The organism is Dickeya chrysanthemi NCPPB 402 (assembly GCF_000406105.1).
GTDB classification, from domain to species: Bacteria; Pseudomonadota; Gammaproteobacteria; order Enterobacterales; family Enterobacteriaceae; genus Dickeya; species Dickeya chrysanthemi.
Genome location: NZ_CM001974.1, coordinates 2,490,350 through 2,510,852, shown reverse-complemented (window position 1 = coordinate 2,510,852; position 20,503 = coordinate 2,490,350). Strand labels below are relative to the sequence as shown.

19 protein-coding genes and 1 pseudogene are annotated in these 20,503 nt (G+C 53.3%); 10 read left to right on the top strand and 10 right to left on the bottom strand.

What is annotated here, in order from left to right; genetic code table 11:
* Together DCH402_RS21335 and DCH402_RS22735 are read right to left on the bottom strand one after the other, a co-directional pair.
* Window positions 1-145, bottom strand: a 145-nt coding sequence (locus DCH402_RS21335) for an IS4/Tn5 family transposase DNA-binding protein (protein WP_071604702.1), incomplete at its 3' end; no start/stop codon positions are given.
* Window positions 146-279: 134 nt separating this feature from the next.
* Window positions 280-423 (bottom strand): hypothetical protein, encoded by a 144-nt coding sequence (locus DCH402_RS22735; protein ID WP_162531370.1) that lies wholly within the window; start codon window positions 421-423, stop codon window positions 280-282.
* A gap of 16 nt (window positions 424-439) precedes the next feature.
* Here DCH402_RS22735 and DCH402_RS11265 point away from each other — a divergent pair.
* From DCH402_RS11265 to pepT, 8 genes and pseudogenes are all read left to right on the top strand, one after another.
* Window positions 440-821, top strand: a pseudogene (locus tag DCH402_RS11265) (tyrosine-type recombinase/integrase); the annotation flags it as partial.
* Between the two features lie 32 nt (window positions 822-853).
* The gene (locus DCH402_RS11260; RefSeq protein WP_033580981.1) at window positions 854-1,132 is read left to right on the top strand and encodes a type II toxin-antitoxin system ParD family antitoxin; all 279 of its coding nucleotides are present in this window, start codon (window positions 854-856) and stop codon (window positions 1,130-1,132) included.
* Window positions 1,132-1,452: a type II toxin-antitoxin system RelE/ParE family toxin gene (locus DCH402_RS11255; RefSeq protein ID WP_040001163.1), complete on the top strand. Its 321-nt coding sequence runs from the start codon at window positions 1,132-1,134 to the stop codon at window positions 1,450-1,452. Before DCH402_RS11260 ends, DCH402_RS11255 begins: the two co-directional genes overlap by 1 nt.
* Before the next feature lie 587 nt (window positions 1,453-2,039).
* Entirely contained in the window at window positions 2,040-2,279 is a 240-nt protein-coding gene (locus DCH402_RS11250) for a FeoA family protein (RefSeq protein ID WP_016941525.1), read from the top strand.
* 82 nt (window positions 2,280-2,361) lie between these two features.
* Window positions 2,362-2,589 carry a FeoA family protein gene (locus DCH402_RS11245; protein ID WP_012769649.1) on the top strand — a complete coding sequence of 76 codons (228 nt, stop codon included), beginning with the start codon at window positions 2,362-2,364 and terminating at the stop codon, window positions 2,587-2,589.
* Window positions 2,590-2,611: 22 nt separating this feature from the next.
* A complete protein-coding gene (feoB, locus tag DCH402_RS11240; RefSeq protein WP_040001162.1) occupies window positions 2,612-4,936 on the top strand; it encodes a Fe(2+) transporter permease subunit FeoB in 2,325 nt (774 codons plus the stop codon).
* 34 nt (window positions 4,937-4,970) lie between these two features.
* Window positions 4,971-5,195 (top strand): FeoC-like transcriptional regulator, encoded by a 225-nt coding sequence (locus DCH402_RS11235; RefSeq protein ID WP_226053370.1) that lies wholly within the window; start codon window positions 4,971-4,973, stop codon window positions 5,193-5,195.
* Window positions 5,196-5,460: 265 nt separating this feature from the next.
* Window positions 5,461-6,729, top strand: a complete 1,269-nt coding sequence (gene pepT / locus DCH402_RS11230; RefSeq protein WP_040001161.1) for a peptidase T — start codon at window positions 5,461-5,463, stop codon at window positions 6,727-6,729.
* Between the two features lie 122 nt (window positions 6,730-6,851).
* Here the strand turns inward: pepT and DCH402_RS11225 are convergent, their stop codons facing one another.
* The 8 genes from DCH402_RS11225 to rluE form a co-directional block, all read right to left on the bottom strand.
* Window positions 6,852-7,973, bottom strand: coding sequence for a ribosomal protein uL16 3-hydroxylase (locus DCH402_RS11225; protein ID WP_040001160.1), 1,122 nt, complete (start codon window positions 7,971-7,973; stop codon window positions 6,852-6,854).
* Window positions 7,974-8,213: 240 nt separating this feature from the next.
* Window positions 8,214-9,665, bottom strand: coding sequence for a two-component system sensor histidine kinase PhoQ (gene phoQ / locus DCH402_RS11220; protein ID WP_040001159.1), 1,452 nt, complete (start codon window positions 9,663-9,665; stop codon window positions 8,214-8,216).
* A gap of 74 nt (window positions 9,666-9,739) precedes the next feature.
* The gene (phoP, locus tag DCH402_RS11215) at window positions 9,740-10,408 is read right to left on the bottom strand and encodes a two-component system response regulator PhoP (RefSeq protein ID WP_012769656.1); all 669 of its coding nucleotides are present in this window, start codon (window positions 10,406-10,408) and stop codon (window positions 9,740-9,742) included.
* A 339-nt stretch (window positions 10,409-10,747) separates the two neighbouring features.
* Window positions 10,748-12,115 carry an adenylosuccinate lyase gene (gene purB, locus DCH402_RS11210; protein WP_040001158.1) on the bottom strand — a complete coding sequence of 456 codons (1,368 nt, stop codon included), beginning with the start codon at window positions 12,113-12,115 and terminating at the stop codon, window positions 10,748-10,750.
* Between the two features lie 202 nt (window positions 12,116-12,317).
* Window positions 12,318-12,950, bottom strand: a complete 633-nt coding sequence (gene hflD / locus DCH402_RS11205) for a high frequency lysogenization protein HflD (RefSeq protein ID WP_040003546.1) — start codon at window positions 12,948-12,950, stop codon at window positions 12,318-12,320.
* Window positions 12,951-13,334: 384 nt separating this feature from the next.
* Window positions 13,335-14,447, bottom strand: a complete 1,113-nt coding sequence (gene mnmA / locus DCH402_RS11200; protein ID WP_040001157.1) for a tRNA 2-thiouridine(34) synthase MnmA — start codon at window positions 14,445-14,447, stop codon at window positions 13,335-13,337.
* A 190-nt stretch (window positions 14,448-14,637) separates the two neighbouring features.
* Window positions 14,638-15,096 carry an NUDIX hydrolase gene (locus DCH402_RS11195; RefSeq protein WP_040001156.1) on the bottom strand — a complete coding sequence of 153 codons (459 nt, stop codon included), beginning with the start codon at window positions 15,094-15,096 and terminating at the stop codon, window positions 14,638-14,640.
* Complete coding sequence (rluE, locus tag DCH402_RS11190) at window positions 15,089-15,745, bottom strand: 23S rRNA pseudouridine(2457) synthase RluE (protein ID WP_071604700.1); 657 nt, start codon at window positions 15,743-15,745, stop codon at window positions 15,089-15,091. Before rluE ends, DCH402_RS11195 begins: the two co-directional genes overlap by 8 nt.
* A 101-nt stretch (window positions 15,746-15,846) precedes the next feature.
* Here rluE and icd point away from each other — a divergent pair, with 101 nt between their 5' ends.
* Together icd and DCH402_RS11180 are read left to right on the top strand one after the other, a co-directional pair.
* Window positions 15,847-17,100 (top strand): NADP-dependent isocitrate dehydrogenase, encoded by a 1,254-nt coding sequence (gene icd, locus DCH402_RS11185; protein WP_012769662.1) that lies wholly within the window; start codon window positions 15,847-15,849, stop codon window positions 17,098-17,100.
* Between the two features lie 826 nt (window positions 17,101-17,926).
* Window positions 17,927-20,095, top strand: a complete 2,169-nt coding sequence (locus tag DCH402_RS11180; RefSeq protein WP_040001154.1) for a sensor domain-containing phosphodiesterase — start codon at window positions 17,927-17,929, stop codon at window positions 20,093-20,095.
* Window positions 20,096-20,503: the final 408 nt, after the last annotated feature.

The following is a 20,503-nucleotide window of genomic DNA, read 5'->3' as shown; positions in this document are numbered from 1 at the left end:
TATGGGAGGATTTCACGATAGACAGTCCAGTGTATTGAGCCAGTGAGGAAGCCAGGGTGACAAGCCGCCGGGTACGGCGTAAATCCCCTAATTCAGCGGATCCAAAAATGTCGTCAGCCCATGAATAACAATCAGAAAACACCATAACAGAACACCAGAAACAAGGGGGAGTATCAGATAGAGATCAACAAACAGAGAAAAGATTCAAAAAAATCCCCCGACAATTTTGCCGGAGGATTTGTGTATAAGAGACAGGGCGAGGGCCGAGGGTGGTGTTGGTTACTCGGCGAACTTAAGGCCGCCGGGGTAATGCCTGATCCAGTTGGCGGCGGCGTCCGGGTCAAAGGGTTCGATGCTGAGGCCTTCGAGACAGTGCCACAGTTCGCGGGTGTTCTGGGCGGTGATGACCATGCAGCCGGGCATGACACGTATTCCGCACTGCCAGGCACTGTTCGTGGCTCTGGACGGCGTGGAAGGGCTGACGCCGAACGGTATCATCAGTCTGGTGAGCCACTACATCAGGGTATCGGGAATAGCGAAATGGGGAAGCTGCGCCACCTGTTCCGCCATGCGATGGTCACACAGATGCTGGAGAACGGGGCGGACCTGCGGTGGATACAGGCGATGCTGGGCCATGCGAGCGTGGAGAGCACGCAAATCTACACGCAGGTGACATCCGGGCGTTGCAGGCGGTTCATGCCTCGACGCATCCGGCGGAGCGTGACCCGGAAGAGGAAACCGGGCTGCTGGCTGACCTGATGGCGGATGAGGCGGCTGACACTCCGCCACCTGACAAGCGTGAAAAGAATGGATATGATTAAATCCTACCCGTTGGGATGCAAAGAGGCTCGCGATGAGAACGACACAGCAAATGAGTATCACATTACCGAATGAAATGGCCGCTCAGGTGAAAGCCCGCGTCGCCAGTGGTGAATACGCCTCAGAAAGCGAAGTGATCCGTGAAGGGTTGCGTGCGCTGATGGCCCGTGACAATGCGGTTGATAACTGGCTGCGCGAGCAGGTTGTGCCAGCGTGGGAATCACTGCAACGTGGTGAAAGTCCGGCCCTGAGCGGCGAAGAGGTCAGGAGCAAACTGAAGGCCATGCACAGGAAAGCGACCGGAGAGGCGTGATGGATTATCAGGTGGTGTATGCAACACAGGCGCAGGAGCAACTAGCCGGGTTGTACGACTATATCGCCCGTGCGGCAACGCCCAAAACGGCCCTGAGTTATACGGAGGGGCTTGTGGATTACTGCGAATCGTTGTCGCAGTTCCCGCACAGAGGAAGCCAGCGGGACGACATCCTGCCGGGGTTGCGCGTCACGAACTACCGCAAGAGAACGATAGTCGCCTTCGTGGTGGACGAGGTGTCAATGGTGGTCAGTGTCGTGGGAATATGGCATGGCGGGCAGGATTACGAGCGTGATCTGCTGTCGGCTGAAAACGACTGAGCCGGTGTGTGCGTTCCTATCTCTGTGAGTGCGCCGGGAGCGGGTTCGGCAGACAGCCCGGCGCGCTGATATCAAGAGTTATAAATGGTTAATCCCGGCTCTTAACAGACCGGGGTTTTTTATCTGCTTGTCAGACCTGAGTGCTGCCGCAGCTACCCGCTGTGCTTGAGCCTGAGTCGTGGTGGGGTTGCCCGAAAATGCTTTAGCAGCCAGACGGGAAATGTTTTGTCATTACCGTCATGCTGTAAACCGTCATGCTGTAATGACAAAACCACCTGGGCAGGACTACGCACTGCCTCACCACCGATAACATCACCCGCCCACATCGCGGTAACCGGGACACTTACCTTGGCGGCAGCGTGCCTTTCTGTTGTTGAGGAAGAACCGATAGCCTCGCGTCTCTCGCCGTTGCTTTGCGCGACACACCTTACTTTTCTGACGTCCCACCCCAATCTTCACCTCCCTTGACGCACGTCAAGAGGCGGCTCGCGGACAGGAATATGATTGATAATCGTTATTACTTTCTTTGATGCATTACCGCCGCTTGGTCGGCGGGGTGCTGCACACTGTCAGTGAAGGAATGTCGTATGGCTCTGAGTCTTCAAACGCTGCTTGATCTCCCGCTTAACGTGAATGCCGTGGTGGCGCGAATTCGTTCAACGGGCGAATACCAGCAGCGGCTGACTGAGCTTGGCATCCGCGTCGGCGGGCAGGTGCGCGTTATTCAGCGTGATGCCAATCAACCATTGATGCTGGCCGCCGGTGATAGCCGCGTGGCGATCAACTGGGAAATGGGCAAGCAGGTGTGGGTGTCGCCACAGCAATAATCGGCATCAATCGATCTATAACAATCGATCTATAAAACAGTCGTTTCTCTGACGCAATCATGGGCATGAGGTCTATACAGCGATGACACTGGAAGCATTGGCGGTGGGCACACAGTGGCGTGTGCTGGGGTTTCAGAAAGGATCGGCGGATTACCGCAAGCGCTTGCTGGCGCTGGGCGTTACGCCGGGGGTGGAGTTTTCGGTATCGCGCGTGGCGCCGTTGGGAGACCCGATTGAGCTGCGTCTGCGCGGTGCCGCGATTAGCGTGCGTAAAGGCGAAGCACAGATTTTGATACTGGAAAAATGTTAATCCGGGCAGGTAAGGATTTTTTATGAGTACGCAACCCGTAATTTGCGTGGTGGGTAACCCGAATTGTGGCAAAACGACGTTATTCAACGTGCTGACCGGCGGTAAACAAACAGTCGGTAACTGGCCGGGCGTCACGGTGGAAAAGAAAGTCGGTAGTTACCGTTATCAACAGCAGCAGGTGACGCTGGTGGATTTGCCGGGGGTTTATTCACTGAACCCGTCTTCCGAGAGTTCGGAAGATGAGCGGGTGGCGCGTGATTACATCCTGTCCGGCGAAGCGAATCTGGTGCTGAATATCGTCGATGCTTCCAACCTGGAACGTAATCTGTATCTCACTGCGCAGTTGCTGGATATGCAGGTGCCGATGGTGGTCGCCGTCAACATGATGGATATCGCCACTGCCCGCAAACTGGACATTGATATCGCCGGTTTGCAGCAGCGATTGGGATGTCCGGTCATCCCGATTACCGCCAGCCAGAAGCAAGGCATCGGGATGCTGCACGAGATGTGTCAGGCGGCGCTGGCGACACCGGTGATTCCACCGGTATCGATTCCTTACGATGCACCGTTGAATCAGGCCGCGCAGGCGATAGCGGCACAGTTGCAGGGGTTGCCGGCCATTCGCAATCCCTACTGGTTGGCGATTCAGTTGCTGGAAGGCGATGCGACGGTGCGTGACCGGGTGCCTGCCGACGCGCTGGCGTTTGCCGATGCGCAGGTAGCCCGATTGGTGGCCGAGTATGAAGATGAGCTGGATATCTTTCTGGCCGATGCGCGTTATCAGTTCGTCGGAGCGGTGGCTCGCGAGGTCATTACCCGCCGCGGCGAAGCCTCTGCGACCCTGACCGACAAGATTGACCGCATCGTACTGCATCGTTTTTTCGGTATACCGATCTTCCTGCTGGTGATGTACCTGATGTTTGTTTTCACCATCAATATCGGCAGTGCGTTTATCGACTTCTTCGACAAGCTGTTCAGCAGCCTGCTGGTGGATGGGTTCGGCGAGTTGTTGCTGGCGCTGAATACGCCGGAATGGCTGAAAACGCTGCTGGCGGACGGTGTCGGCGGCGGTATCCAGACCGTGTCTACGTTCATTCCGGTGATCGGTTGCTTGTATCTGTTCCTGTCCTGGCTGGAGGACTCCGGCTATATGGCGCGGGCCGCGTTTGTGATGGACCGATTCATGCGCAGCATCGGGTTGCCGGGCAAGGCGTTCGTGCCGTTGATCGTCGGTTTTGGTTGTAATGTGCCGGCGGTGATGGCGACCCGCACCATGGAGCGTCATAGCGATCGCGTGGTCACCGTGATGATGGCGCCGTTTATGTCCTGCGGCGCACGGTTGCCGGTATACGTGCTGTTTGCTTCCGCCTTGTTCGTCGAAGGGGGGCAGAATCTGGTATTTGGGCTGTATCTGGTGGGGATCGCCGCCGCTATCGCCACCGGCTTTTTGCTGAAAAATACCGCGCTGAAGGGTGATGCTTCCGCATTTGTCATGGAGATCCCGCCTTATCATTTGCCCAGCCTGCGCAGTGTGCTGATCCGCACCTGGGAACGTTTGAAAGGGTTTTTGCTGCGTGCCGGTCGGCTGATTGTGGTGGTGGTGACCGTACTGGGCTTCCTTAACTCAATGGGCACCGACGGCTCCTTCGGTAACCAGAATACCCAGAAGTCGGTGTTGTCGGCGGTTGGGCAAGCGATTGTGCCGGTATTTAAACCGATGGGGATTCGTGAAGAAAACTGGCCGGCGGCCGTGGGGATATTCACCGGGATTTTCGCCAAGGAAGCGGTAGTCGGTACGCTGGATTCGCTATACGGCGCGATGGCGGTCTCGCAAGACGGCGGTAGCAAGGCGGAAGCCAAAACCTTCAGCCTGAGCGGCGGCATTCATGATGCGTTGGCGACCATCCCGGAGAATCTGGGCAAGCTGGGCGATGCCGTGCTGAACCCGTTGGGGATCAACGTTGGGGATCTGTCGGATACCACCACCATCGCCAAAGACAACAAGTTTTCCGTGACGTCGCTGACGGTGATCACGCAGTTGTTTGATGGGCGTCTGGGGGCATTCAGCTATCTGCTGATGGTGTTGTTGTACATCCCTTGCGTGGCGTCGGTATCGGCTATCTGGCGTGAGGTGGGAACCGCCTGGACGCTGTTTTGCGCCGGTTGGACCATTCAGGTCGGCTACAGCGCTGCGGTGGTGGTCTATCAGATTGGGCGTTTTGGTCAGCATCCGCTGTACTCGCTGTGTTCACTGTTGGGGGTTGCTGCGATGCTGTTTGTCACGGTCATGCTGTTGCGTCGTAATGGGCTGCAACGTCAGCGTACCGTGATAGGTGAAGTGAAATAATCAGTCGGGCGGGTTTACCGCCCGCCGGGGAGAGATGATGACGCTACTCGAATTGCGGGATTTTGTCCGCGAAAGAAACAAGGTGTCGCTGCAAGACATTAGCGCGGCTTTTCGGGCAGACCCAGGCGTGGTGGAAAGAATGCTGGCGGTGTGGGTGCAAAAAGGCAAAATCCGTTTTCACGCCGGCGATGCCGCACCCAAATGCGGCGGCTGTTGCGGCTGTGATAAGCGCCTGGGCCAGTATTACGAGTGGTTGTAATCCTCCGAGGGCGGTGCTGAACCGCCGCCCTCGACTCCTGCCTTGTGGCGACGTGCCGTCGCCAGTCTCCTGGGATGTTGCCTGTTTATTAACTGCTTGTGGGCTTTCATGGCGCATCCGGCGCATTGCGGGCCTACAGCCCGGTGTCATGGGCGGTGTAAGGCGGTTGTGTCAGGTGGAAAACCAATAAAAACTGACCTGACGCAATATGTAGCATAGGCGCCCTCTACATAATGAAACATGTTATCCATCGGAGGGGGTGATGATGGAAAAGTTACTTGATCGTTTTTTGAATTATGTTGCGTTTGATACCCAGTCCCGACCGGGCGTACGGCAGGTGCCGAGCACGGAAGGGCAGATGAAACTGGCGCAGGCGCTGCAACAGGAATTAATTGAACTTGGGTTTGAACAGGTATCGGTCACTAAACACGGTTGTGTGATGGCGACGTTACCTGCCAATGTTGCCTGGCCGGTGCCGGTGGTGGGATTTATCGCGCACATGGATACCTCGCCGGATTTTAGCGGCAAGCACGTTAACCCGCAGATTGTAGAGAATTACCGTGGCGGTGATATCGCGCTGGGTATGGGCGACGAGGTGTTGTCGCCGGTGATGTTCCCGGTGTTGCACCACCTGTTGGGCCAAACGCTGATCACGACCGACGGCAAAACACTGCTGGGCGCGGATGATAAGGCGGGGATTGCTGAGATCATGACCGCGCTGGTGCGGCTGAAAAAACGGCAGATCCCGCATGGTGAGATCCGTGTGGCATTTACGCCGGATGAAGAAGTCGGTAAAGGCGCGCAACATTTTGATGTTGACGCATTCCGGGCCGAATGGGCTTACACGGTAGACGGCGGTGGTGTGGGCGAACTGGAGTATGAAAACTTCAATGCCGCATCGGCCGTTGTAAAAATTGTCGGCAACAATGTGCATCCCGGCTGGGCCAAAGGGGTGATGGTTAATGCGTTGTCGCTGGCGACGCGGTTTCACCAACTGGTGCCGGCGGATGAAGTTCCGGAGCATACCGAGGGGTATCAGGGGTTTTATCATCTGCATAGCGCGAAGGGAACGGTAGAGCGGGCGGAACTGCATTACAGCATTCGCGATTTTGAGCGCGACAGCTTCGAGCGACGCAAAAAAACGCTGCTGGATATCGCCGAAACGGTGGGCAAAGGGCTGCACCCGGATTGCTACATCGAGGTCACGATTACCGACAGCTACTACAACATGCGCGAACAGGTGGAGCAGTATCCGCATATTATCGCACTGGCGCAGCAGGCTATGCGTGATTGCGGAGTGACACCACTGATGCAGCCGATTCGTGGCGGCACGGATGGCGCGCAACTGTCCTTCCGCGGGTTGCCCTGTCCTAATCTGTTTACCGGCGGCTACAATGCCCACGGCAAGCATGAGTTTGTGACGCTGGAAGGGATGGAAAGCGCGGTCTCGGTGATCATGCGTATTGCTGAACTGACGGCGATGCGGGCCAAAACCCGGCAAACTCACAGTGATAGCCTGTCGGTTAAAGCCTGATGACATCAATGTGAGTCACTGATGTGAGCAACAGTGTGAGCAAAAAGAGACGCCGAACGGCGTCTCTTGGTTTTAGGGGGCGGGGATGCCGATAATCAGTTCGCAACGCCTGCAATCAAGCATCAGTCAACAAAATACCAGTAACCGCTGTTGACCAGTGCGGTTAATTGGACGAGGAAAGAAGGGTCGTCCAACGTATCGCCAAGACGTTCGGCATTCAGCACATCGTATTGCGCCAGCGCGGCGATGGCTTGCGGCGGGTGATTTCCCAACCGCTCGCCGTTGACGAAGCACTCAGCGCCGATACGTAATACCCGCAATCCGCCAAGACGACGCAGCGCTTCACCCTGTTGCAACAGGTCGTATACCTCGCCTGGCTGATAGGGCGGTTCCGGCGGCGCCAGATCCAGCTCATGACGTGATTGAGACACGAATTCGCCGAACCATTGATGGAACGCCTCTTTATGCTGAACCAGCTCCAGCATCATATGCTGGAGTTTATCCAGCTCTTGCGGCAGCACATCCGCCGGATGAGCGCGAGTGGGAATATTAGGATCGCTGTAACGCTGCCCGCCCAGCTCCCGAGACAGCACATAGTCGGCAAAGCCGCTGACCAGCTCACGGGCGCTGGGCGCACGGAATCCTACCGAGTAGTTGAGGGAGTTCTCCAACGAGTAGCCCTCATGTGGAAAACCGGGGGGAATGTAGAGAATATCCCCAGGCGCCAGTTCTTCGTCAATAATGGCCTCGAACGGTTCAACCTGTAGTAAATCCGGGTGAGGGCAATGCTGTTTCATCGGCACTTTGTCGCCAACGCGCCAGCGGCGACGGCCGGTGCCCTGAATGATAAATACGTCGTATTGATCGAGATGTGGGCCGACGCCACCGCCCGGAACAGAGAATGAAATCATCAGGTCGTCAATGCGCCAGTCGGGCAACTGGCGAAAAGGACGCATCAGCGCGGCGGAAGGCTCATGCCAGTGGTCGACGGCCTGCACCAGCAGAGACCAGTTGCTCTCTCCCAGGTGATCGTAGCTTTCAAACGGACCGTGGCTGACTTCCCAACGGCCGTCACGGTGGCTGACCAGGCGGCTGTCCACCTCGTTTTCCATCGCTAACCCGGCCAGTTCATCCGGACTTATCGGATCGATGAAATGCCGGAACCCCCCTTTGATGATGAGCGGTTTTTGTTGCCAGTGCCGTGTCAGAAAATCCTGCCAGTCGAGATTAAGTTGGTAGTCCATAACGTATTTCCAGTAATAGGGAGCTATCGGCAATTATAACGAAGTCGCCGTGCCGATGTTCACACTCAATTCACAAATGAAACGCACAAATGAAACGGCGGGTGGCAAAAGGCAGCCGTTTCAATCGGCTGTGAGCGATTCGGCTGTGGGCGATAATAGCTGAGTGTTGCCGGTGATGGCATCGTCAATGGTGATGACATCGTCAATAATGTCATTGTAGGCGATGGGCGGCAGAGTGCATTACCCCTCATTCTGCCCGAGATGCTGGAGGCCAAAAATCGCTTCTACTTTGGCGCCGCCGAGCGCACTGCTACCGATCAGAATTTCTCCCTGATATTGCTCGATGATTTCTGCCGCGACCGACAGCCCGATACCCTGACCGGGGCGCAATGTGTCCGCCCGTTGTCCGCGCTGGAATATCACTTCCCGTTTACTGTCGGGGATACCGGGGCCGTCATCATCAATCACCAGATGCAGTTTTTGGCCGGAATAACGCGCGCTGATCTCTACGAACTCCAGACAATACTTGCAGGCGTTGTCGAGAATATTGCCCATGACTTCCATAAAATCGTTTTTCTCGCCGATGAACGTCAGCTCCGGCGCAATATCCATCGTCAGGACTACGCCTTTACGTTGGTACACTTTATTCAATGCAGAACAGAGCGCATCGAGTTGCGCCGGAACGGAGTGCACTTCCCGCGTGATGGACAGGTGTTCTGTTCGTACGCTGGCACGGTGCAGGTAATAACCGATTTGCTGTGAGATACGGCTGATTTGCGTCAGCATGATGGGTTCGGCCTGCTCGATGGTCAGCTCTTTGCCGGTACGCAGCGAGCGCAGCGTGGTTTGTAACACCGCCAGCGGCGTTTTCAGGCTGTGGGTCAGGTCGGTGAGGGTGGTGCGATATTTGTGATAACGCTGGCGCTCATTGCTCAACAGTGTATTGAGGTTACGCACCAGGCTGTTCAACTCCTGCGGCGGGTTTTCGTCCAGGTGCTCCCGTGAACCGAGCTCCAGTTCGCTAATCTGGTGAACCAAATGCTTGATTGGCCGCAAGCTCCAGTGTGCCGCCAGCCACAGTAACGGTAAAACCAGCACCAGATGCGCGATAAACACATAACGAAACCACTCCCAGACTACATCCGCCTGTTGCAGCTCCTGCGGGACCCGGTCTACCACCACGATCACCAGCTTGGGTAAACGCTCCGACGCCGGGTAAACATTGACCGCGATAGAGTGGGTGAACGGCGTTTTGTCTTCCGAACTGTAGGCGTGCAACTTATCCAGCATTTGTGGGTTACTGCCTTGCAAGACGGCATTACTGGTGTTGCTGTCGGCATCCAGCTCGTGATAATCCGTTTTTTCCAGCCATTCCGGTTTTATCTGGGATTCCAGTTCCGGGACGGCGCGTTCACGCCACAGCAAATTGCCGTGCTTATCGTAGATAAACACCAGCGTGGGGTAATTGATGTCGATTTCTGGTGGCGTGGCGATAGTCAGTTGATTGTCATGCCACTGCGCCAGACTATAAAACAGGTTACTTTCGCCGCGCAGCAGGCGGAATGATGTCTTATCAAAACTGACGCTGTATCCCACCACGGCGACGATGCCATAGGACAGCGTCAGCGCCAGTACCACTGCCGCGGTTGCGATCAGAAAACGAAAACGCAGCGAAAAAGGCGATTTTTTCAATTTACTCTCCAGAGTAAAAGATATCGTCCAGAGTAAAACATATTGTCCAGAGTAAAATATATCGTCCGGAATGATTAGATATCGAAGCGGTAACCCTGCCCGCGCACCGTGGTGATGACATCATGGGAGTTGGCGGATTGCAGTTTCTTACGTAACCGCCCCATCAGGACGTCAATGGTGTGACTTTCCCGTAACTCGGCGTCCGGATAGAGTTGCAGCATGAGCGATTCTTTGCTGACGACCTTACCATTATTGCGGATCAACGTTTCGATGATCGTGTATTCAAACGCCGTCAGCTTGACCGCTTCGCCATGCACCAGTAATTCCCGGCGTGACAGGTCGACTTCAAAAGGCGGCAGACTGATGATTTGCGAAGCCAGGCCGCTGTTGCGGCGCATCAACGCCTGCATACGAGCAACGACCTCCTCTATGTGGAACGGCTTGGTGACATAATCGTCGGCGCCGGCTTCCAGTACCGCCACTTTTTCCTGCCAGCTTTCCCGGGCGGTGAGAACCAGAATCGGTAGCTTGACCTGATGCGAGCGCCAGCGACGGATTAAACTGGTGCCATCTTCTATCGGCAAACCCAGATCGACAATCGCAATGTCCGGCGCATGTTCCTGAAGAAAATAATCCGCTTCTTTCGCATCCGCTGCGGCATCAACCTGATGCCCCATTTCGTTCAACTGGACATTGAGGTGATGGCGTAGCAGAACATTATCTTCAACGACAAGAATGCGCATAACGGTTTTCCTCGGTCATTTTCCTGATGAGAGCGATCCAAACTTAGTCACTATTACTACGTAGTCGCGATCACTATGCAGTAACTAAGTAACTATCACTATGCAGTAGCTGTCCAAACTTAGTGAACTACCAACGCGTTGTACAGGCTTTGCCGTGTGTATCCATACGCTTTGGCACCAGGTGGGATAGCCAACAATAGCAAGGCTCTATTTTTAGCGGTTGCAGCAGCATTATCCACAGTTGTGCTCAACTGAGGTTAAACGGTTGGGCAGGAAATAATAGCCTGTCTTATATATAGGCGCTAAGCCGGGCGGCAGGGTATGCCGCCCGAAGTGAGGTTAGAGTTCGTCAACCATGTTGATGGCGCGGCCGATGTAATTGGCCGGAGTCAGAGCCTTAAGACGCGTTTTTTCGTCATCCGGCAACGCCAGACCATCGATAAAGGCTTTCATCCCTTCGGCATCGACGCGTTTGCCGCGGGTCAGTTCTTTCAGTTTCTCGTACGGTTTTTCAATACCGTAACGGCGCATTACTGTCTGGATCGGTTCGGCCAGAACTTCCCAGTTGTGATCCAATTCATCCAGCAGATGGTCACGATTGACTTCCAGTTTGCTGATGCCTTTTAGCGCCGCCTGATAAGCGATGACGGCATAGCCGACGCCCACACCCAGGTTACGCAGCACCGTAGAGTCGGTCAGATCGCGCTGCCAGCGTGATACCGGCAGTTTGCTGGCAAGGTGGCTCATTACCGCGTTCGCCAGCCCCAGATTGCCTTCGGAGTTTTCGAAATCGATCGGGTTAACTTTGTGCGGCATGGTGGAGGAGCCGATTTCACCGGCGATGGTTTTCTGTTTGAAGTGATTAAGGGCAATGTAACCCCATATATCACGGTCAAAATCGATCAGAATGGTATTGAAACGGGCGATGCAATCGAACAACTCGGCAATATAGTCGTGGGGTTCGATCTGTGTGGTGTAGGGGTTCCACTGAATACCCAGCGAGGTCACGAAACTTTCGCTGAACGGGTGCCAGTCAACCGCAGGATACGCCACCATATGGGCGTTATAGTTGCCTACGGCGCCGTTGATTTTGCCCAGGATCTCCACCTGTTGCAGTTGACGGAACTGGCGCTCCATACGATAGGCGACGTTCGCGAACTCTTTACCGATAGTCGACGGCGTAGCCGGCTGGCCGTGAGTACGGGACAGCAGCGGAATATCGCGATACTGCTGTGCCAGCTGTTTGATGGCATCAATGATATTACGCCAGAACGGTAACAACACATCGCGACGGGCGGTGTCCAGCATCAGAGCATGGGACAGATTGTTGATATCTTCGGAAGTACAGGCGAAGTGGATAAACTCGTTTACCGCATGCAGTGCCGGCACCGCCGCCACTTTTTCTTTCAGGAAATATTCGACTGCTTTGACGTCGTGGTTGGTGGTGCGCTCGATGGTTTTAATGCGTGCGGCGTCTTCTTCGCTGAATTCGGCGACAATATTGTCAAGGAAAGCGTTTGCGTCGGCATCAAATGCAGGAACTTCCTTGATTTCTGCACAGGCCGCCAATTTTTGCAGCCAACGTACTTCAACCTGCACACGGAATTTCAGCAGACCGTATTCGCTGAAAATAGTGCGCAACATGCTGACTTTATCGCCGTAGCGTCCATCAATGGGGGAAACGGCGGTCAGTGAGGATAATTCCATCGCAAGCAACTCCTGGGATTGTTTTCAAATAAGTAACATAGATTGTTGCATCCTACCGCATGACAAAAAGCATTTCATGGTAGATAACATCTCATAACAGAGCGTATCTGATGGTAGGTCGTGTCTCTTAATAAACAGTATCTCATGATGGCGGCTGAACCGGAATAAGCAGCCGCCGTCAATCAACCGGTGACCGGCCGGGTTAGCTGTAACTGTGGGTCAGGATCCCTTGCGCGTGGCGCACCAGCTTGTTGCGGGAGAACATCAGTTGCAACCGACTACCGCCTACTTGTTGCCAGAGTACAGCGGCACGAATGCCGGCCAGCAGTACTGCCCGAACTTTTGCCTGAGTCTGCGGATTTTTTAGCACATCCTGCGCGCCGGTTACTTGAATGCGCGGGCCGAGCTTGCTGATAACATCAACGTAAATACCGGCGAGCACATTGATAAACGTATCCGATAACAAGTCGTAATGATCCAGTTGACGATCCAACTGCTTGATACGGTTGCCTAATTCATCCAGCGCTTCGCGGTTATTGTGCAGGCGACGTTCCAGTACCATCAGGCTGAATGTATAGCGTGAAAGCTCCGCACCCAGACCTTCGCGTGATGAATTAAGAATCCCCAGCAGCGTTTCCAGCCCAATCTTCAGATTCTGTTCCGCATTGCCAAAGACATCCAGTGTACTGGCGGGGTTAATATTCATGATACTTTTCAGTGACGTTTTGAATGCATCCATATTGCAACTGCCCTGATGTGCCAATTGTTGCACTAAGTGAGCAGACTGGCAGATGCCTGCCATCGCCAGCGTAATGTCATGATAATTTTTAGCCACAATTACTCCTGTCAACATCATCTGGCCGGCGTGCGAGCCCGGAATAGCCATACTGTCTGCACTTCCGCTGCGGTCCAGAAGAAAAAGCAAAACCGGCAGAAATCTCCGGCTTTTCCACTCACACAGCCTAAAAAGGCGATGATCATGCCATAAAAATCAGGATGAACCCAGCATCAACCTGGCGAAACCCGGTCTGGGCTGCAAATCTGCTGTCCTGATCGTCCGATAATTCAAAGTTTAGTGTCATGACAGCGGAAAAGGTGCCAACGCCGTGTTTTATTTGACATAGCGCATGGTGTAACCGATAGGGTAAACGATGATGCGTGGAGCCTGAAATGCCAGGGGATCACACGGATTCCCCTGGATACGATATGGGTTTGCGGTTTATTGCGCCGCGCGCAGGCGTTCTTCAATGATGCCGCCGCCAAGGCACACTTCGCCCAGGTAAAATACGGCGGATTGGCCCGGCGTGACGGCCGCTACCGGTTCGTCAAAACGAACTTCAATGCGGTCGGCGCCCAGCGGCGTCAGCAAACAGGGAATATCGGCCTGACGATAGCGGGTTTTGACGGTGCAACGCAGTGGTGCCGCCAGCGGCTCACGATCGACCCAATGTAACTGCTGCGCGATCAGCCCGACGGACATCAGGCGTGGGTGTTCATGGCCCTGAGCGACATACAGCACGTTGCCGGCAACGTCTTTATCAACCACATACCACGGGTCGTCACCGCCTTCTTTCACACCGCCGATGCCGAGCCCTTTGCGTTGCCCCAGCGTGTGGTACATCAGGCCCTGATGTTCGCCCATCACTTTACCATCGTCGACGGATAAGATTGGGCCGGGTTGTGCAGGCAGGTAACGTGCCAGGAAGTCACGGAATTTGCGCTCGCCGATGAAACAGATACCGGTGGAGTCTTTTTTCCGGGCGGTCGCCAGATCGAGCTGTTCGGCGATTTTCCGCACCTGCGGTTTTTCTAATTCGCCCACCGGGAACAGGCTTTGGGCCAGTTGCTGGTGATTCAGCGTATAGAGGAAATAACTTTGGTCTTTGTTGCCGTCCAGACCGCGCAGCAGGCGACTTTTTCCATCGATGTCATGACGACGTACGTAATGACCGGTCGCGATGTAATCCGCGCCCAAATCTTCTGCCGCAAACTCCAGGAAGGCTTTGAACTTGATTTCCTTGTTGCACAGAATATCCGGGTTGGGAGTGCGACCGGCGCGGTATTCCGCCAGAAAATGTTCAAAAACATTGTCCCAGTATTCGGCCGCGAAATTGACGGTATGCAGTTCAATGTCCAACTTGTCGCACACCGCCTGCGCATCAGCCAAATCAGTGGCGGCAGAGCAGTACTCCGTGTCGTCATCCTCTTCCCAGTTCTTCATGAACAGGCCTTCAACCTGATAGCCTTGCTGTTGCAGCAGGTAGGCGGAAACCGATGAGTCAACACCGCCGGACATACCGACAATCACTTTTTTCTGGCTGTTATCTGACATGGACATCTCGCGAACTCAAACTCAATGAGGTGGTGTAAAGCGTTAAAGCGAAAAACAGGCGCAACAGGTTAACACATTTATCGTGATCACACATTTCCTTGCGCGTCATTATCCTGATAGCGCGATACCTGAAAACAGGTTGTCAGGTGAGGCGTATTCGCCGCTGGTTAAACGGCGAACCCGCGCGGTGTCAGGCTGGGATGGGAAATGGCCAGTTAAACGCTTCCAGCAGGCTCAGCGGATAACGCTGTCCGCGTTGATAACAGTGCAGGCTGGCGGCGACCAAGGGTGAGCGTAAACAGGATGACTGCAGAATATCCTCCGGTTTCAGCCAGTGACAACAGGCGATGTCGCTGTCGTGAGGCGTGGTGGGTAACCGCTCAGGTAAGTCGATAGTGAAACTAAAGCGCAGGAAAGGGGTGCTATCCGGCGCGATCCACTGATGTAATTGCAGAAAACTTTGCGGCGTGGCATGAATGCCGGTTTCTTCGAATAGCTCGCGCTGTGCGGCCTGGATCAGCGTTTCGTCCGCTTCCAGGTGACCAGCCGGTTGGTTCCATAGCCGGCGATGGTTGATTTCTTCCTCAACCACCAGAAAGTAGCCTTCCGCTTGAACAACGCAGGCTACGGTTACATGCGGTTTAAACATGGTCGATTTCCTTCCATTCGCCGGGAGATAACCCATCAAGAGTCTGGTTAGCCATACTGTAACGAATCAAACGCAGTGTCGGATAGCCGATATGCGCCGTCATGCGCCTTACCTGCCGGTTACGGCCTTCGTACAGCGTGATTTTGAGCCAGCTAACCGGAATGTTTTTTCGCTCGCGGATTGGCGGCTGGCGCGGCCACAGCCATGCGGGTTCCTCCACTCGCTCGGCACCTGCCGGCAATGTCGTGCCGTCGTTGAGTTGCAGGCCGGTTCGAAAAGCGTGAAGGGCGTCGTCGTCGGGAATACCTTCAACCTGGGCGTAATAAATTTTAGGGGTTTTCTTGCCGGGTTGTGTCAGGCGTGCCTGCAATTGACCATCGTTAGTCAATATCATCAGACCTTCGCTGTCCCGGTCTAATCTGCCGGCAGCGTAGATATCGCGTAAGGGGACATAATCTTTCAGCGTAGCGCGGCCGCCTTCATCGGTAAACTGTGACAGGACATCGAAAGGTTTATTGAACAAAACGATGCGCGCCTGTGCCGCCGCCGTCGGCACATTTTTTTTTGGCCGAGAGCTGAATCGTTTAAGTCGGTGATTTTTAACAGGGAATTTATTCATCTTATTACTGGCTGTGAATGACAAAACCATTATACTCGAAATGGTTTGTGATTGGCTCAGGCTAAATATTCAAGTAGTATTGACACGCATCTTACAAGTCATTAACAAAATGGCGCTCGAAGGAGAGGTTAATGGAAAGTAAAGTAGTTGTACCGGCAGAAGGGCAGAAAATCACGGTTGACGCTCAGGGTAAACTGGTCGTGCCGGCTAATCCGATCATTCCGTTTATCGAAGGCGACGGTATTGGCGTCGATGTTACGCCAGCCATGATTAACGTTGTTGATGCCGCGGTAAATAAAGCCTATCAGGGTAAGCGCAAAATTTCCTGGATGGAAATTTACACCGGTGAGAAATCCACCCAGGTGTATGGTCAAGATGTCTGGTTGCCGGATGAAACGCTGGATCTGATCCGCGAATACCGTGTAGCCATCAAAGGGCCGCTGACCACGCCGGTGGGTGGTGGTATCCGTTCTCTGAACGTAGCGCTGCGCCAGCAGTTGGATCTGTATATTTGTCTGCGTCCGGTTCGCTATTATGAAGGCACGCCGAGCCCGGTTAAACATCCTGAATTGACCGATATGGTCATCTTCCGTGAAAACGCCGAAGACATTTATGCCGGTATCGAATGGAAAGCCGGTACGCCGGAAGCGGACAAAGTCATCAAGTTCCTGCAAGATGAAATGGGTGTGAAAAAAATCCGTTTCCCGCAGCAGTGCGGCATTGGTGTAAAACCTTGTTCTGAAGCCGGGACCAAACGTCTGGTTCGCGCCGCGATTGAATATGCCATCACGAATGATCGCGACTCCGTGACGCTGGTGCACAAAGGCAACATCATGAAGTTCACCGAAGGCGCATTCAAAGACTGGGGTTACCAACTGGCTCGCGAAGAGTTTGGTGGTGAGCTGATCGACGGCGGGCCGTGGGTGAAAATCAAGAACCCGAAAACCGGTAAAGATATCATCGTTAAAGATGTGATTGCTGATGCCTTCCTGCAGCAGATTCTGTTGCGTCCGGCTGAATACGATGTGATCGCCTGTATGAACCTTAACGGCGACTATATCTCTGACGCGCTGGCGGCACAGGTCGGTGGGATCGGTATTGCACCGGGCGCCAACATTGGCGACGAGTGCGCGCTGTTTGAAGCTACGCATGGTACTGCACCGAAGTATGCCGGCCAGGACAAAGTGAACCCAGGTTCCGTTATTCTGTCTGCTGAAATGATGTTGCGCCACCTGGAGTGGTTTGAAGCAGCGGATCTGATCGTGAAAGGTATGGAAGGCGCGATCAAGAACAAGACGGTCACCTATGACTTTGAACGTCTGATGGAAGGCGCTACGCTGCGGAAATGTAGCGAGTTTGCGCAGGATATCATCAGCAACATGTAATCGATGGCGACATCGAATAAAACCTCACGGCGGCAAGACCTCCGTGAGGTTACTTTTTCGTTGTCTATACTGTTTCTCTAACGCATTATTCCGCAGCAATTGCGAACCTTTCGGGTTTACTGTTCCGCACGTTTTTCTGTCAACGCTTTTGTTCTGTCAATTTGAGGCATCACTTTACATTCTCTTCTCTTTTATGATGCTTTTTATCTGCATTGATCATCAGTTACTGTTTGTAATAACGCAAACACGCAAACAGGAGGGGGGTTCTTCACTCGTTTCAGCGTCGAATTGGAATAGGATTGGCGTCCGATATAACACCAATAAGGTAATTTTTATTTTGGTTTTACGTGCCGATTTTCTTAAAGGAAAAGCATTTTCTGGTATTTAAGCCTGTGGAGAAAAGGTATCTGGCGTATTGGTTCGCGGTGAAAGGTAACAGATTAAAACATCTTATAGCGAGGGGTTATCAAGTTTTGATTGATGATTGGGAATAACGATCTATTAGAATAATTAACCACTTGTAATTCCCTTTATTTTTATTGAAATCAGAAAATCTTGGAGGCCAGGTCTTCCTCCGCGTGTGCATTTTGCTATTCTGTTGATGCCGTCCGATAATTTGCATGGCCGATGCGTTCCCTGATGTGGGGAAGAGACAGAGTAAAGAGGGACAGTAGCCAGTTATCGTTTTAAATTTAATCGAAAGATATCGATGGATTTTATTCGTCGGTGATTTTTTTGCGTGAAAAGTTACGGTAAGCATCATCGCGACAACAGGCTACAATTTTTTCTGATAGAAAAAACAATGGATAATGTGAGGGGAACCCCCATGAGTCGAGCCCCAGCAAATAAAGATGAGAAAAGCCGACTTGCGGCATTACAAGAGTACGGTATCAGCAAACCGCTGTCTGATCCTGGTTTTGACAATCTGATCAATTTGGCGGCCAACGTTTTCAACGTCCCTATCGTATTGATTTCGCTGGTAGAGAAAGAGCGACAGCTGTTTGCTGCTAGCATTGGGATGCCGGTATGTGAAACGTCACGAGACGAATCTTTCTGTGCGCATGCGATTCTCAAGAAACGGATCATGGTGATCCCCGATACGCGCAAAGATCCCCGCTTCAAAGATAACCCGTTGGTCATCGGAGAGCCGCACATTCGCTTTTATGCCGGTATCCCTTTGCGGACGCCTGGCGGGTTTCCTATCGGAGTGCTGTGCATTATCGATAACAAACCCCGCGCTTCTCTAAGTGCCCGCGATGCGCATAACTTGCAGGATTTTGCCGCACTGGTGATGGACAAGCTGGAAATGCGACGTCTGGACCTGGCCCGTCGTGCCAGTCAGGCCCGTTTTGAGAGTATTGCCGAATCGTCGCCTGATGCCATTCTCTGCGTCAATGACAAAGGGACGATCACTTTCTGGAACGAGTCGGCAGAGAAAATGCTGGAGTACAGCCGTGATCAGATCATTGGTGAACATATCAGCATCATCGTTCCAGATATGTTTGTTGTGCAGTTGCATCACCTGGCAACGGACAAGACCGCGATTTTTAAAGGCAGTTCGATTGAATTAGAAACGCGAGCCTTGCCTGGCACCATGATACCAACCGAGCTGACGGTATCCATGTGGCATGACCACAATCAGACGCGTTATGGCATCATTTTGCGTGATACGACGGAAAGACAACGCTACGAAGAGCGGTTATTCCTGCAGGCGCACCGGGATCTTCTTACTGGGTTGGCTAACCGTACATTGCTGACGTCTACGCTGGATCAGGTACTGAAAAACGGCGAGCCGGCGGCCATCATGATTATTGATCTGGATGGCTTCAAAGATATCAACGACAGCCTCGGGCACGCCAGCGGCGATGAAATTTTGTCCAGTGTCTCCAGGCGGTTACAGGATAACGTCCAGTCCGGCGATCTGGTTGCCCGCATGGGCGGGGATGAGTTCGCCATTTTGTTGCCGAAGCAGAATGATAAAGAGCGGGTAGCGAAACTGGCGGAAAAAATCATTCATGATATTTCGCAAGCCGTGCTTGTCGATAACAAACAAATCAACACCAGCGCCAGTATTGGATTGGTGATGTACCCGACGCATGGGACAACCGTGCAAGACTTACTTACCAGTGCGGATTTGGCGTTGTATCAGGCGAAAGCGGATGGGCGTAACTGCTATCGCTTTTTTACCCGTGAGTTAAGAGAGGTTTTTCAGGCTCGTCACGCTTTCCAACTGGAATTCATTAGGGCGTATGAGCAAGAAGAGTTCGAGGTGTTTTATCAGCCTCAGGTGAGTCTGGTCAACAGTAAGGTCGTGGGGGCTGAGGCGTTGCTGCGCTGGCGTCATCCCTATAAAGGCTTACTGGGGCCGGCCGCATTTATGTCTGCATTGGAACGTGGTCCGTGGGCAGAGCGCATTGGCGATTGGGTGGTCCAATCCGCTTGCCAGCAGGCATCTGAGTGGTGCCGGGCCGGGGCGAGGAATTTCCGCATTAGTATCAATTTGTTTGCCGCGCAATTCCGTTCGGGCCGTCTGGCACAGAAAATTAAGGATGTTCTGATGCAAACAGGGCTTAAACCCGGTGCGCTGGAACTGGAAATTACAGAGAACATCATATTGCGTCATGACGAAAGTATGATGAAACCGCTTAATGAACTGCGTAACAGCGGTATTGGCATTGCTTTTGATGACTATGGTACGGGGTACGCTTCACTCAGCATGTTGAAGCACTACCCGGTTACCCGGCTTAAGATCGATCAGACTTTTGTTCGAGCCATGTGTGAGTCGCCTCCGGATGCGGCGATTGTTCGTGCGATCCTTTATTTAGGGAAAAGCTTTGGTTTAGATGTGATTGCCGAAGGAGTAGAAACGCAAGAACAGTGCGAAAGATTACTCAATAAAGGGTGTGAGCAGGCGCAGGGGTATCTGTTTGGGCGCCCAATGCCGGCCGCGGAGTTTGAGAAATTACTGGAGCTGGAGAACGCCCCTTTGGCCTGACGACCTCTTTAATCGGTGTGACGGGCATCTGTTAACCCGCAGAAACGCAATGGATGCCGAGATATTTTTGCGTCGTCAGCACGCAACATGGCGAGAATGATAGGGTTGTGCGCCATCATACCGTGCAATCTTTAGCCTATGCCGCGATATAACAGAGAGCATGACGCGAATATTACATCAATTATATTTAATTACACCTCGGCCTGCGAGCGTAACGGTTTCTCTGCTTCCCGTTGACATTATGCAGATGAGAATGCCGTCGATGGCTACGCTTACAGGCGGCCCGTTTCTTCGTGATGAAGAACCATTCTTCTATCCCCACATTTACCAATAAAAGTGTAAAGTTATGTTAATTTGGTAACATAAAGGTTATGGATGCTTGAAAATGGCCGCGCAACCCATACGATG

Excerpts from the sequence above, each read along its gene's own strand:
- DCH402_RS22735 (WP_162531370.1), bottom strand. The coding sequence starts at position 423 with ATGCCCGGCTGCATGGTCATCACCGCCCAGAACACCCGCGAACTGTGG.
- DCH402_RS11260 (WP_033580981.1), top strand. The coding sequence starts at position 854 with ATGAGAACGACACAGCAAATGAGTATCACATTACCGAATGAAATGGCC.
- DCH402_RS11255 (WP_040001163.1), top strand. The coding sequence starts at position 1,132 with ATGGATTATCAGGTGGTGTATGCAACACAGGCGCAGGAGCAACTAGCC.
- DCH402_RS11250 (WP_016941525.1), top strand. The coding sequence starts at position 2,040 with ATGGCTCTGAGTCTTCAAACGCTGCTTGATCTCCCGCTTAACGTGAAT.
- DCH402_RS11245 (WP_012769649.1), top strand. The coding sequence starts at position 2,362 with ATGACACTGGAAGCATTGGCGGTGGGCACACAGTGGCGTGTGCTGGGG.
- feoB (WP_040001162.1), top strand. The coding sequence starts at position 2,612 with ATGAGTACGCAACCCGTAATTTGCGTGGTGGGTAACCCGAATTGTGGC.
- DCH402_RS11235 (WP_226053370.1), top strand. The coding sequence starts at position 4,971 with ATGATGACGCTACTCGAATTGCGGGATTTTGTCCGCGAAAGAAACAAG.
- pepT (WP_040001161.1), top strand. The coding sequence starts at position 5,461 with ATGGAAAAGTTACTTGATCGTTTTTTGAATTATGTTGCGTTTGATACC.
- DCH402_RS11225 (WP_040001160.1), bottom strand. The coding sequence starts at position 7,973 with ATGGACTACCAACTTAATCTCGACTGGCAGGATTTTCTGACACGGCAC.
- phoP (WP_012769656.1), bottom strand. The coding sequence starts at position 10,408 with ATGCGCATTCTTGTCGTTGAAGATAATGTTCTGCTACGCCATCACCTC.
- purB (WP_040001158.1), bottom strand. The coding sequence starts at position 12,115 with ATGGAATTATCCTCACTGACCGCCGTTTCCCCCATTGATGGACGCTAC.
- mnmA (WP_040001157.1), bottom strand. The coding sequence starts at position 14,447 with ATGTCAGATAACAGCCAGAAAAAAGTGATTGTCGGTATGTCCGGCGGT.
- DCH402_RS11195 (WP_040001156.1), bottom strand. The coding sequence starts at position 15,096 with ATGTTTAAACCGCATGTAACCGTAGCCTGCGTTGTTCAAGCGGAAGGC.
- rluE (WP_071604700.1), bottom strand. The coding sequence starts at position 15,745 with ATGGTTTTGTCATTCACAGCCAGTAATAAGATGAATAAATTCCCTGTT.
- icd (WP_012769662.1), top strand. The coding sequence starts at position 15,847 with ATGGAAAGTAAAGTAGTTGTACCGGCAGAAGGGCAGAAAATCACGGTT.
- DCH402_RS11180 (WP_040001154.1), top strand. The coding sequence starts at position 17,927 with ATGAGTCGAGCCCCAGCAAATAAAGATGAGAAAAGCCGACTTGCGGCA.